Annotated in this window: 10 protein-coding genes; 3 read left to right on the top strand and 7 right to left on the bottom strand. The window is 23.4% G+C overall.

Going from position 1 to position 13,896, the window contains the following annotated elements:
- Positions 1 to 97 precede the first annotated feature (97 nt).
- Positions 98 to 865 (top strand): tRNA pseudouridine(38-40) synthase TruA, encoded by a 768-nt coding sequence (truA, locus tag Lyticum_RS00870; RefSeq protein ID WP_322498449.1) that lies wholly within the window; start codon positions 98 to 100, stop codon positions 863 to 865.
- A gap of 110 nt (positions 866 to 975) precedes the next feature.
- On the top strand, positions 976 to 1,869 hold the full coding sequence (locus Lyticum_RS00865) for a 7-cyano-7-deazaguanine synthase (RefSeq protein WP_322498448.1): 894 nt from the start codon (positions 976 to 978) through the stop codon (positions 1,867 to 1,869).
- A gap of 9 nt (positions 1,870 to 1,878) precedes the next feature.
- Here Lyticum_RS00865 and Lyticum_RS00860 read toward each other — a convergent pair whose 3' ends face one another.
- Positions 1,879 to 2,541, bottom strand: coding sequence for a Maf family protein (locus Lyticum_RS00860; protein WP_322498447.1), 663 nt, complete (start codon positions 2,539 to 2,541; stop codon positions 1,879 to 1,881).
- Between the two features lie 120 nt (positions 2,542 to 2,661).
- Positions 2,662 to 3,711 (bottom strand): fructose-bisphosphatase class II family protein, encoded by a 1,050-nt coding sequence (locus Lyticum_RS00855; protein WP_322498446.1) that lies wholly within the window; start codon positions 3,709 to 3,711, stop codon positions 2,662 to 2,664.
- A 181-nt stretch (positions 3,712 to 3,892) separates the two neighbouring features.
- On the opposite strand from Lyticum_RS00855, the gene Lyticum_RS00850 reads away from it, so the two are divergent.
- The gene (locus tag Lyticum_RS00850) at positions 3,893 to 5,164 is read left to right on the top strand and encodes a hypothetical protein (protein WP_322498445.1); all 1,272 of its coding nucleotides are present in this window, start codon (positions 3,893 to 3,895) and stop codon (positions 5,162 to 5,164) included.
- Positions 5,165 to 5,335: 171 nt separating this feature from the next.
- Here Lyticum_RS00850 and Lyticum_RS00845 read toward each other — a convergent pair whose 3' ends face one another.
- The 5 genes from Lyticum_RS00845 to Lyticum_RS00825 form a co-directional block, all read right to left on the bottom strand.
- Complete coding sequence (locus Lyticum_RS00845) at positions 5,336 to 6,673, bottom strand: CCA tRNA nucleotidyltransferase (protein ID WP_322498444.1); 1,338 nt, start codon at positions 6,671 to 6,673, stop codon at positions 5,336 to 5,338.
- A 42-nt stretch (positions 6,674 to 6,715) separates the two neighbouring features.
- Complete coding sequence (locus Lyticum_RS00840; RefSeq protein ID WP_322498443.1) at positions 6,716 to 9,061, bottom strand: hypothetical protein; 2,346 nt, start codon at positions 9,059 to 9,061, stop codon at positions 6,716 to 6,718.
- A gap of 38 nt (positions 9,062 to 9,099) precedes the next feature.
- Positions 9,100 to 11,625 (bottom strand): VirB4 family type IV secretion/conjugal transfer ATPase, encoded by a 2,526-nt coding sequence (locus Lyticum_RS00835; RefSeq protein ID WP_322498442.1) that lies wholly within the window; start codon positions 11,623 to 11,625, stop codon positions 9,100 to 9,102.
- Between the two features lie 126 nt (positions 11,626 to 11,751).
- Positions 11,752 to 13,110, bottom strand: a complete 1,359-nt coding sequence (gene gltX / locus Lyticum_RS00830) for a glutamate--tRNA ligase (protein ID WP_322498441.1) — start codon at positions 13,108 to 13,110, stop codon at positions 11,752 to 11,754.
- Positions 13,111 to 13,299: 189 nt separating this feature from the next.
- Positions 13,300 to 13,806 (bottom strand): type II toxin-antitoxin system RatA family toxin, encoded by a 507-nt coding sequence (locus Lyticum_RS00825; RefSeq protein ID WP_322498440.1) that lies wholly within the window; start codon positions 13,804 to 13,806, stop codon positions 13,300 to 13,302.
- Between the last annotated feature and the right edge of the window lie 90 nt (positions 13,807 to 13,896).

The raw sequence follows: 13,896 nt of genomic DNA, 5'->3' as shown, positions 1-13,896 counted from the left end.
ATAATATTAACTAAATATAATAATATTTAATTTTTTTAGAATTTTATAATTTTATAAAAAATTTTATAAAAAACTAGATTTAAATCATATTATTTATATGAAATCTCAAAAAAATCGCTATAAAATAATCATTGAATATGATGGATCTGGTTTTTCTGGTTGGCAAAGTCAAAACAGTGTTAAACCTGGGGTTCAAGATGTTATAAAAAATGGTCTAGAAAAATTAGGATATTTAAATATACAAATATATGGAGCAGGGCGTACAGATAGTGGTGTTCATGCTTTAGGACAAGTTGCTCATTTTGATCTAAATGAAGAAATTATAATTAATAAATTTATAAAAAGTCTTAATTTTTTCATAAGGGATTATCCTGTAGTTATAGTAAAAGTTGAAAAAGTAGATGAAAATTTCGATGCACGTTTTTCAGCCAAAAAACGTAGATATTTATATAAAATTGCTGTTCGTAAAACATCTTCTGTAATTCAAAAAAATAGGATTTGGGATTTAGGATATGATCTTAATATAAATAAGATGAAAGAAGCAGCAAATATTATGCTAGGATATCATGACTTTAAAAATTTCCGTTTAAAATCATGTCAAGCAAAAAATTCTTGTAGAACTATAAGTCAACTCAATATTATTGAAACAAAAATAGAAGAACAAAACTTAAGATTAATTGAATTTGATATAATAGCTAAATCTTTTCTTCATAGACAAGTTAGAATTATAGTTGGTACACTATGTCAAGTAGGAAGAGGAAGAATAACTTGTGAAGATATTTCAGATTCATTAACAAAATTAACACCTATAAATACATATCACGCACCCCCATGGGGATTATATTTATATGGTGTTTATTATTAAATTATATTATATAGGAATCTACTATATACTAGATAATTATTGATTAAACATTATTTTTAAAATAATTTTATCTATTTTTATTTACTAATTATAATTTTTATAAAAATAAATTGACTTATAAAAAAGAAGACAGTGCAATTATTTTACTCAGTGGTGGTCTTGATTCATCTACTGTGTTATATTTTGCTATAAATAATGGATATAAAAAAATATATGCAATCAGCTTTATATATGGACAAAGACATCATATAGAGATTATGTATGCACAAAAAATAGCAAAATCTTTAAAAGAAAATATTATTGAACATAAATTAATTAATATAGATTTAGGGTCATTTGGTGGATCTGCTCTTGTTGATTCTAATATACAAATTCCAGATTCTCGTTTTTCAGATAATGAAAATAATTACGCTGATTTTATTCCTGTAACATATGTTCCTGCACGTAATACTATTTTTCTTTCATATGCTTTGGCATATGCAGAAGTAAAAAATATACATAATATCTTTATAGGTGTAAATGCAGTTGATTATAGTGGATATCCAGACTGTAGACCAGATTACATATCAAAATTCCAAGAATTAGCAAATTTAGCAACATATATTGGAACAAATGATTCATCTGATCATTCTTCTGATGAAAAATACAATAAAGAATCTGAAACTGAAAATTTTAATTCAAAGGATTTAAATAACAAATTTAATAATAGTAAAAAAATAAAAATTCTTACTCCTCTTATTAATTTAACAAAAGCTCAAATTATTGAAATGGGTTTAGAATTAGGAGTTGATTATAGTATGACAATTAGTTGCTATAATCCACATTATTATAATAAGAATGATTCATTTTTAAACAAATTTTTTAACAAAAAAAACAAACATAATATAGAAAACATATCTAATAACGATGATATTTGTATATCATGTGGAAAATGTGACGCATGCGTATTACGTTTAAATGGATTTTCTAAAAATGGAATAGAAGATCCAATATTATATCAATAATTGTTTTATTTAATTAGAATTAAAATAATTTAATATAGGGTATATTATGCTTAATGGAAGACCGCTAATATTACTATTTTCACTTCCTGATATCATTTTTACAAAGCATGATATCATACCCTCTATTTTATATCCCCCTGCTGTATTCATCCATTCTTTTGATTTTATATAATCATCTTTTTCTTTTGTAGATATTTGTTTTATGAGTAAAGTTGTGGTTGATATTCTATTTATGACTTGATATTTACCGGAAGGATTAATTCCAATAAAACATACTCCAGTATGTATTTTATGCCTTCTTCCTGAAATTTTATTTAAGCAAAATCTTGCATCTGTTTCATTTAATGCTTTTGGTAAAATTAATCTTCCAACCGCGCAAACTGTATCTGCTGCTAAAACAACAAGTTTTTTATTATATTTTTCAATATTTACTAGAATTTCCTTAATATTTTCATTATTAGATTCTTTATTATTTTCTTTATTACAATTCATAATTATATTATAAACTGTTTCAGCTTTTTTTTGAGCTAATCTAATTGCAACTTTATGTGGAAGTTCATTTTTAAATGGTGTCTCATCTATATTTGGAGAAATAGTATAATCAGGTGTATATCCAGTGCGATTTATTAAATTAAATCTGCTAATAGAAGAAGAAGCTAGAATAAGAAGCATTTATTAAAATTTATTAGAAAATTATATTAGTATATTATTAATATGTTAATATATTTATTTATTAATTACTTAATTGATTAAAGTTTATATTTAAATATAAATTTATAAAATGATGTAAAATCATTTAAATTGTGATCTTACATTCATAATTCCATCAAGATCAGTGCTAAAAACTACAGAATTAACTTCAAATATCGAATTAATATTATCTAATTTTAATATCTTTACACCATCAAGAATATATCCATCTGTTACACCACTAATAACAACAGTAATATTTTTACCTGGTACAAGATCATTGATATTTTTTTCATCACTAATAAAAGAAAATTCTCTATAATCTATAGAATTTATTCTTAAATTTTTAAAATCTGTATTACTACAATTATTTATTTTATTATTTATTTTATCATTTAACATTAATCTTCCTATCATAAACCCTCCTAGTATTTTAATAGCAGAAGCTGATATTACACCTTCAGGAGCCCCTCCTATACCAACATATGCATCGATACCTGTCCATGGTAGACAAGTTGCTATGCAAGCTGCTAAGTCTCCATCTGGTAATAATTTAACACGAGCATTTGAATTATATATTTGATCAATCAAAATATTGTGACGATCTCTTTCTAAAACAGCAATAGTAACTTCTGAATGTTTAATATTTTTACTATGTGCTATAATAGATATTAGATCATATATACTTAATTCAAAACTTAAGTCATCTATTATTACTTCTGGGCCAACTGCTAATTTTAACATATAAATATCAGGAGATGAGAAAATACCACCTTTTTCTGTTATTGATATTGCTGTTATAGCCCCAGGTAAATTCTTAGAACATAAATTAGTTCCTTCTAATGGATCGACAGCAATATGCCATTCTGAATGGCAATTATTTACTCCTTCAAATTCTTCTATTATATTAGTATTTTTTATAGGCTTTTTTTTTCCTAGAGTTTCTCCAATAAAAAGCATAGGAGCATTATCTCTTTCTCCTTCTCCAATTACAACTTTGAAATGAAAAGGTAATTTATTTAATTCATCTCGCATTGCAGTAACAGCAGCTCTATCTGCTTCGATATTATCACCTTTTCCAATAAATTTAGCAGAAAATATAGCTGCTTTTTGGCTAACTTTAAGAATAAATGGCCACATAATATTATTCATATTTTATTAAATTTATTAATTAATTTATTTTTTATATTTTATATAGCTTTAAGTTATCTTAGTAAATTATAAATTAAAATATTTGTATACTATTTATAAAAAATATATATAATATGGCTATATGTAATTTTTACATATAAAACTCTTTTTTAATAAAAATTAATTATAAATTTTAAATATTATGCAAATTAATACAGATTATCCAAAAAATTCTCAAATATATGTGGAAAACCAACCATATCAACAAAATTCTAATAAAAAAAGTATATTTAATTCAATAAATAATTGGTTTTCTAAAGAATATGATATTCATAGAACAATTCTCTCGCAAGTAATAATATCTTCTGCTATCGAATATGAAAAAATACAACAAAATCAAGATGGTATAAACAACAATATAGAAAAAACTCAGGAAAATGATGATGTAAACCAACAATATAATGGAAATTTCTATAGTACAAACATAAGGGAAAGATACAAAAATATACGTAACAACAGACAATCAAATCAACAACCTATAATTGTCAATAATGTAACATTTATAAAAATTTTTCATGAAAATAAATATAAAACAAGTAACCAAGAAGATAATGAAAGAAATAAAAAAAATGATGCTATACTTGTATTAATTTTTGCTATAACAGTTATGGTTGTTTCTTATAAATATTTGAAACAAAAAATTAATGAAATTTACCAAAATTGTGATGCAATGCTTTCAGGAGATGTAATTTGTTTTAATTATAATATAGAAAGTTTATTCCTATCAAGAGCTATTGAAAATAAATATAAATATGAACTCGGAAAATATAAATATAGAAAACTTTTTTCTCATATTATATTACTTTCGTTTTTTAATTCTGCTAGTTTCTTTGGTAAAAATAAACAATATGGTATGTTAACATTACTTTATGAAGCATTAAAACATATAAGTATTACTTTATTAATTTCTTCTGCAACTTTTTTAGTTTTCTATGCTTTAGCATTAATTAATGTTAGTTTATTTGTTATCCCAATAAGTCTTCTAGTTTTTAATCTTATTAAAAATTCATATAAAACTTATAAATATTATAATTCTAGAGAAAATAAACTTGATATTAATGAAAATGTGCAATCTGAATTACTAACAAGTTCAAATAATAATATGGTGAAAACTAATAATAATGAAACTTCTACTCAACAACAAGAAAATCTTATTCAAAATGCAGTTCCTATTTTATCATCTTCAATGGAGCGTGAGATAAATAATCAAAGTAGAGAAAAAAATATAATGTCTCAAAAAGAAGCATTTAAATCTGTTATTCTAGGTAGTATTTTAAGTACAACTTGTATTTTATATACTAATACTATAGGAGCTGCATGCCTACTTGCTGATATTGGACTAGGTATTACTCTGCATTCTATAAAAATAATATACAATTTTAGATCACAAGAAAGTCAAGTTAATCAATTATAATAATCAATTATTATATATAATAAAATATTAATACGTATTAGTAAACTCTACTGTGATAACAATATTTTTTATTAAAAATTTTATTTTTATCAAAAATATTAAAATTATTGATTAATATTGATTTTTTATCATTTTTATTAATATTTTAATAGTTAAAAATTAATATTATTTTTAGCAGAGATTATTTAATAAGTATTCTTTATCATTTTTTGCTTCTGATAATAACCATAATACCTTAGCTTTTTTAAGTAAAAAGCTAATTTTTTTACCATAAACTGAAAATTTATTAATGATATCTTCTCCATTTAATGGAAAAATTGGGTTTTTATTTAAGAATTCTACTTCTGATAAATATAAGCTTTTTTCATAATTAGAGATTTCATTTTGCATAACTACAGATTGTAGTATTTTATAATATTTCTCTAAGCCAATATTATAAGCTAAAAATAATCTTTTTTCTAAGTTATCAATATGATCTCTTGTAATTATATACTCTAATAGCTGTTGTCTTTCTTTTTTACTAAGTTTCCATTGTAAAGCAATTTTTTTAGCTAAAAATAATTTTTTTTCATAATTATTTTTTATATTACTTATATTACAAGTATTATTTTTAATTTTTACGCACCAATTTATAAGAGAAGCTAAGTTTAATAACCCATCATTATTAGCGAAAAGTAATTCATTCGTATTACTATATAATTTATCTAAGCATTCATCTTCATCAAATAATCCAATATATTTTAGTATATTACTCTTATACATCATAATTATAGCCTCTTTTAATATATCTTGTTGAGAATTTAAAATTTTTTGCATTTCTTTAAAAATTCTTTCTCCAGATATATTTAATAAACCACTACAATTTGATAGAAATATTTCTTCTAATTCTTTGTTTTGTGATAAATTAAGTTTACAAGAAAATCTAAAATACCGTAAAATTCTTAAATAATCTTCTTTGATTCTTTTATCTGGATTCCCAATAAATTTTAAACTATTATTCTTTATATCATTAATTCCATTAAAATAATCATAAATTATACCATCTTTATCCATACTAAGAGCATTAATTGTGAAATCTCTTCTTCTAGCATCTTCTACCCAATCAACACCAAAAACTACTTCAGCATGTCTTCCATCACATTTGACATCTTTTCTTAAAGTTGTAATTTCATATAATATATTATCTATTATAGCACCAATAGTACCATGATTTATACCTATGAGTATAGTCTTTACATTATATGTATCAAATATATTTTTAACTTCATTAGGTAGTAATTCTGTAGCAAAATCAATATCTTCATTAAATGACTTTTCTAAATTATAATTATTTTTATCAGAATTAAACATATTATGATATATAATATCCCTAATCCAACCTCCTACAACTCTCGTGTTGGGAATATAATACAATATTCTTAAAGCTGATTTTGGTAATAGATCAATTAATGAAATATTAAAATGATTTGCTATTGATAATGATTCTTGTATATTAATTTCTTTACTCATTATAGTTATTACTATAATTATTTTATAATATTTATTAAAAATTTAAGATTTAGGATTTGTTCCACTTTTTTCTAGGCATATATCTTGATATGGAGCAACTTCATTTGTTTCTTTATCGATTGGCATCATTAGTCCATTAGTACATCTTAAAGTTACATCTTGATTATTTTCTTCTGTTTTAACCCAAGATGCAATATTAGATACGCAATTATGTTCTGTATAATGAGTTTCTCCATTTTTCAGAACTTTTATTTCTTGAGAATCTAAATTATCAATTGATTTTAATCCAAGAGCTGCAATATTTTGAACATTATTAGAGATAATACATTTATTTGGTATTCCAGCACAAAGCATACTTTTAGCATATTGCTGCTTATCTGTAAATATAGAATTCCCTTGTCCAGAAATAAAATCCCATACTCCTAATGATACTAAACATATTAAATCTTGTGATTGATCACTTTCTTTTGAATCTTCACTCCCAATATAAAGTCCTGGACATACTGCAGTTTCTTTTATTATATTTTCAGATTTTTTATTTAATTTACCTTTAAATTTTGGTATATCATTATTATATTCTGCATAAATATATCCAGATGGAGTATTACTTTTAATAGAAAAATTTGGATAATAATCTGAAAATACAGATTTCTTTAGATAAAAGTAATTCTTTTCTGAAGGAGATTGAATATCATTAGGAATATCTGCAAAAACTGGCCACTTTTTATCTTCTGTATCTGTATAACAATGATCTCTATAACGAATCCCTGATCTTGGATAAAATGTCTTTGACAGTGAATATGCTGCATCATACAAGTATACATATTCTTTATCATCTTTATCTTTTTCAACTTTAACATCTAAATATAATGGAAATAAATTTTTAGAATTTGTTATAACTGCAGTCATAGTTGCATTTAAACTTGAAAGTCTACCACGTTCATCAGATATATAAAATTTCTCATTTTCTGTTATTCCCATATATAAACCATATTTAGTAGGAGATGTTGAAATTATACTTTTAGTAATATTTGCGGAAGAACTATTTTTATATATAATATCTGGTATAATAAATGATTTTAAATTAGATATTATAGTAGTTGATTGTGACATAGGGTAACAATATGACACACCATTTAAAGGACTATTATAATTTTTATCAATAAACTGACAGTCTGTATATAGTTGATTAGAATATGTTCTTGTATTTTGATAATATGTATTATAACCCAATTCATCTAAAATTATATCATTATCTCTATTTTGAACATCCCAATTATCTTTAGTAACAAATGATGTAAAATAAACTTTATCTTTTTCTAATTTTTTGCCATTATCACTTAATAAAACAGGATAAACACCATGAAATGGTAATATTTCTGATGTTCTTTGATTTGTCACATATCTATAAACTAAACTATAAGATGCTACCATAGAAAAAGAAGCATTTTGAGCAATTCCAGGAATTGGAACACATCCTACTTCTTCTTGCTCCATAAATGAATAAAAGCATATTTGATCTTTTGTATTTTTGTTAAATTGTACTGTACCAAATGTATACATCTGTCCATTTGGTGGGTAATATCCTTCAAAACTTAGGTTATCATATAATCTAATTATAGGTTTATCAAAAGATGGTTTTTTACTATCATCTTTATATTTAGCAATCCAAGATACAACATCTTCATTACCACATGATGATTTCGTACAAAATAAATCTACTTCTATAGAATGTGGATCAAATAGTGATTTTTCATATTTTAATCCTGGCCCTAATATAGCAGGTGTACATCCGGCAATAAATGGACGACCATCATGTTCTATAATTGCACATACACAATATTTTGCACTACAATGATCTCTTAATTGACTTTTTCTTGTTAATTCCTGTGAAGATTCGCCAATATACAAACATACAGTATCACCATTACTTGCAACTTTTCTTCCTATTTCACCTTCGTATTTCAAGCAACGAGGAGCGCTATTGATAAAAATACTTATAGGATCTAACTTATTAAAAATTAAAGTTTCTTTTTCTGTTCCATATCTACATCCACTTTTATCACAATTTGGAATAGAATCATCAAAAATAGTAAAATAATATTTATCACCTGAAGAAACTATTTTCTCACTTTGATCTAGTCCAGCTGCACATTCTCTACCATGAATTGTTCCTGTTCTTTCACACCATTCCTTTCCTGGTTTTTGATCCTTTGTATCTGTAAAATATCTATCTCCCATCTTCTCCCAATCTTCTAAATCTGTATCAAACCAAATTGCAAATGCTTCTTGTTTTGAAATTTGATATTTTATACCAAAAGAAAAAATAAATAGAATAATTATTAATACTTTATTCTGTTTTATCAGATATTTTATTATATTTATCATAATAAAGTTATTTTAAATAATTTTAAATATATATTTATTTATCCATTATTTGGAGTTATATTTTCTATATCTGATAAAAAATCATCATCATAAATTAATGATTTAATAATTAAACTTTCATTCCCTTTTTTAAAAAAGAATGTATTATTGTCTTGTGTATATTTTTTTATATTATATATTTCATTATCAGATAAATTAAGTATAGCACGATGTTCTCTTGTCATATACCTATCTGTTGATATAAAAAAATTTAAAAAATTACGCATTATATGACGCGCTTGAACAAAACGGAGTGATTTATCGCGATTATCTATAGAAATAATAAATATACAATTTTTATTATTTTGACAATCTTCTAAAATATTACATAGAATTGCTGTTAGAAGTGGTGGTAAATCAAATAAAAAATCAGCTTTATTAATTAAAATAATATTATTTTTATCATGATTTAGATTTTCTACTATTTTTAGTAAAACAATTATAACAGAAATATAACAATTTACTGAAGATTTTAAAAATAAATCAGAAAAATCAAAATTTAATAACTTATGACTATTTTTCAATTCTTGAATTTGATTTTCAAAAAAAGAGTTATCTAAATCTCCAAAAATTTTTTGTGTCACTTCGTTTTTAAGCCATGACTCAATTGATCTATTTCTTGCTATTCCTTTATATTCAGTTGACATAACAACATCATTGATCATTTGAGTGACAATTTGTGATATTTGAGTGATTCCAATCTGATTATCAATTGCAAAAGCTTTTTTGATAGTATTAGATATATTATTATACCAATATTCTTTTATATTTGTTTTTTTAGTTATTTTTACATCATTATTAGTATTATCAACAGTTTCATTAATTGAGTCTTCTGAATTTGATTCACTAGAAATAGTATAATCATTTGAATTAGCAATATGTTCTACAAACTGTATTATATCATCTGTTATATTCTTATGATAAGAAGGTATGTTAGCTATATCAGAAAAACTAATACAGAAGTCTTCACCAGGAATCATAAATGTTGCCTTTATTGCTTTCATAAATTTTTTATCTGTACCAGAAAGATCAAAATTAATTATATTAGGCTCTGCTTTTAAAGATCCTCCTAAAAGATGTAGTTTTATATTAGATCCATTATTTGTTTGATCTCTTGAAGAAGTAATAAAGCAATGTGATTTATTGCTTTTTAAATCGTGAAAATGAAAATAATAAGGATTGTTATTTTGAATATTGCGGAATATTACTAAGTATTCTCCCCACTTTAAATTAAATCTCTGGCCAATAGAAATTGGCCATGTATTTGTAAAAACACCCATATTAGATGTAATATTATATTTACTTCTTCTACTCAACATATGCATATTTCCTGGATATTGTGACCAAAATAAACCATTTGCTCCTATATCCTCTCTTACAATAGGCAATCCTATTTTTTTTGTAATATCTGTAAAAATCTTGATGTTTTTTTCTAAATCATCACTATTATCACCACTAATTTGAAATATGATTTGTTGTTTACAAAATGTATTATTTTTATTGTCATCAATTGACATAATATTATTTAAATTCCCAATATTGATCAATTCTAAACATTTACTTTTCTCTGCAATATCAAAATGATCTTTCCAGTTACTTATCGCTTCTTTTTTTCTAACAAATTCAATATTCTCACTAATTATTAATTTACAATTTACTTGTAATATTTTTTCTGCTGTTTCTTCATTTAAATTTGCAGAATTAGCTAAACTAAATATACTAATATATTTTCTCTTATCAGATTCTATAATTATATTATTTCTTTCATCAAATCCAACATTAATATTATTACATATCTGATTACTTGACTCTTTAATATCTACAAGAACGTCTTCTTCATCCATTTTAAGAATATAACGTAAAAAAGATAGTGGTTGACTTATATACACTCCTTCATCATTCTTAACAATTTTTAAAATAGATGAACCAAATCTATTCAAAGATCTAATAATGTTATCAGTAACTTTGTTTAATTGATGTACTGATGTTTCCAAATTTTTAAAAAAAAGCTTTTTTACAATAGAATTAAATATATTCTTCTGTACTTTATCCCACCCTATATTATTTTTATTACCACGATGTGTAATTATTATATATAAATAATTTCTCAAATAATTCAAGAAATCATTTTTTTCGTTCCATTTTTTAGATATTTCAGCTGAAATATCTCTAAATTTAATAGAATTTTTGTTTATTTCTGATGAATCATTATTAATTATATCATCAAGGCTATTACTATCACTTTGACTAATATCACCATTTTTTCTAACAATAATAAATTGTACGATAAAATCATTATTCGTAATAAATTTATCAATAACTTTTCGCAATAATTCTCTTAAATTATCATTATTATCCTTAAGATAATAATGCTCCCATCCTTTTATTTTAATAATCTGAATTAATTCTCCATTTCTAGTCAAAAGAGTTTTCTCATCATAATGACATGTAATCGTTAAATGAACATAAGGATCTATAGTAGAAAATTTTATATTATCTTTTATATCATTATTTACACTATGCATATTAATATTAATTTATATGATATCAATATTTTTAAATGTAATACTAAATTATAAGTTTAAAAAATTCAAAGTTTTAAAATTTTAAGATATGAAAAAAAATGTTTTTATATCATATAATAATATGAATTAAAATAAACGAAGTCTATATATAATCAAATCTCTGGACATAAAACTAATTAATATTTTCATTTCAGGACCTTTATCTTTACCAGAAAGTGATAATCGTAATGGCATAAATAAATTTTTACCACTACGATCAGAAAATTTTTTTATTTTTTCCATCCATATATTCCATGTTGATTTATCTGGAATACCTTCTGGTAAAAGTGATGCACATAAATCAAGAAAAATTTTTTCTTCTTTATCTTTAGGAGAATACAAAAAAACTTTTTTATTGCATATTTTTAACCACTCGTCTACTTCATTAATATTTTTAATATTATTTTTAATAAATTCCCAAAAATCATGTGTAAATTCTGGAATATTATTAAATCTTTTTTTTATTTCATTATATGATAATGATTTTATATATTTTTCATTCAAAATATCTAAATCATTTCTATTATACAAAATCCTAGATTTACTAATTTTGTTCAGATCAGAAATCATAAATAAATCTGAAATATTCTTGTATGGTTTAATATCATATGATGTTCCAATAAGTGCCATCATACTATTAATAACCATGGATTCTATTCCAGACTCTCGCAAAGATTTTATATCAAACCCTCCTCCACTTCTCTTTGATATATCTGTTTCTTTATTATAAACTAAAGGAATATGTGCTAATTTAGGATAGTTCTTTACACCTAATGCCGAGAATATTTTAATATGAGTTGCACTATTAGTCAGATGATCTTCTCCTCTAATAATATTTGTTATATTATGATCCATATCATCAACAACAGTACATATTGTGTATGTTGGATCCCCATTTTCTTTAAAAAGAATAGGATCTGATATAGTTTTTGGATCAATTTTAATTTCTCCTCTAATCATATCGTTCCATATTATATCCTCATCATAATCTATTTTAAAACGCCAGTATGGTTTTATTCCTAATGAGATTAATTCATTCTTTTTATTATTAGAAATATATTTACGAATATAAATCGGTGGTTTTCCATTTTTTCTAAGCATATTTCTTTCATTTATAAGCTCATCTTTAGTTTCAAAACATGGATATAAATAACCAGATCTTATTAATTCTTCTTTTATATCTAAATATCGGTTATTTCTTTCACTTTGACGAAAAAATAAATCCCATTCTATACCTAACCATATTAAATCTTCTATTATCTTATCCTCAAAATTTTTATTTGATCTATCTTTATCTGTATCATCAATACGTAGTATAAATTTTCCATTAAAAGATTTTGTATAAATCCAATTCAATAAAGCAATACGTATGTTTCCAATATGAAGTAATCCTGTAGGGCTTGGTGCAAATCTTGAAATTATCATAAAAATAGATATTATGATCATCGTATTTTTGAAGTATACTTTACTATATTAATTTATACAATGATGTATTAATTCTTACTAAGAAAAATTGTTCTTACTAATTCTAGAAGAAAAACTTAATTTATAACAATTTGTATAATTTACATGATATTTTATTATATATATGATAAATATTTTTTGTTTATATATAATTTATTGATTTGTTATTTATTATTTATCAATTTCTGGTTTTTTTATAGTTTGTAATGTAGATTTGGATTTTTTTTTTAAAGAAGTACTAATATAATCTACAAATGATGAGATAGTGTTTTTTACTATACTTTTTATAAGAAATTTAGATAAAGTATTTTTAATTATATTTTTAAACTTGAAATTCATTGAAAAATTAACTTCTGTTGTATTATAATCAAGTTCTGTAATAATCCAAAGAGTCTGCATATATTTAAATGGTCCATCATCGTTTGCTATGACTGCAATAGATGCATATCTATTATCAGAGTTATTATCAGTATAGTCATCTATTTTAATATGAGATCTATATGAAGTGCTGATCATTCCTATATTTGCCTGAACATCAGCTATTATATTAAATTTATCTCTAGATAAAATTTTTATTTCTTTACACCAAAATATAAATTTCGGATAAGACTCAATATCAGAAATAGTTCTTAAAATATCTTTCACGTTATAATGCACAACTTTTGTGATATTAATCATATTATTTTATATAAAAAGTTAAATACTTTATACATATAAATTTATTAATTTTAATATATTAGTATTTATTACTAAAAGAATTTCTAAAAC

The organism is Lyticum sinuosum, assembly GCF_034471385.1.
Taxonomy (GTDB): domain Bacteria; phylum Pseudomonadota; class Alphaproteobacteria; order Rickettsiales; family Midichloriaceae; genus Lyticum; species Lyticum sinuosum.
The sequence above is the reverse complement of the archived record's forward strand: the minus strand, read 5'-3'. Positions and strand labels throughout refer to the sequence as shown.

Excerpts from the sequence above, each read along its gene's own strand:
- truA (WP_322498449.1), top strand. The coding sequence starts at position 98 with ATGAAATCTCAAAAAAATCGCTATAAAATAATCATTGAATATGATGGA.
- Lyticum_RS00860 (WP_322498447.1), bottom strand. The coding sequence starts at position 2,541 with ATGCTTCTTATTCTAGCTTCTTCTTCTATTAGCAGATTTAATTTAATA.
- Lyticum_RS00855 (WP_322498446.1), bottom strand. The coding sequence starts at position 3,711 with ATGAATAATATTATGTGGCCATTTATTCTTAAAGTTAGCCAAAAAGCA.
- Lyticum_RS00850 (WP_322498445.1), top strand. The coding sequence starts at position 3,893 with ATGCAAATTAATACAGATTATCCAAAAAATTCTCAAATATATGTGGAA.
- Lyticum_RS00845 (WP_322498444.1), bottom strand. The coding sequence starts at position 6,673 with ATGAGTAAAGAAATTAATATACAAGAATCATTATCAATAGCAAATCAT.
- Lyticum_RS00840 (WP_322498443.1), bottom strand. The coding sequence starts at position 9,061 with ATGATAAATATAATAAAATATCTGATAAAACAGAATAAAGTATTAATA.
- Lyticum_RS00835 (WP_322498442.1), bottom strand. The coding sequence starts at position 11,625 with ATGCATAGTGTAAATAATGATATAAAAGATAATATAAAATTTTCTACT.
- gltX (WP_322498441.1), bottom strand. The coding sequence starts at position 13,110 with ATGATCATAATATCTATTTTTATGATAATTTCAAGATTTGCACCAAGC.
- Lyticum_RS00825 (WP_322498440.1), bottom strand. The coding sequence starts at position 13,806 with ATGATTAATATCACAAAAGTTGTGCATTATAACGTGAAAGATATTTTA.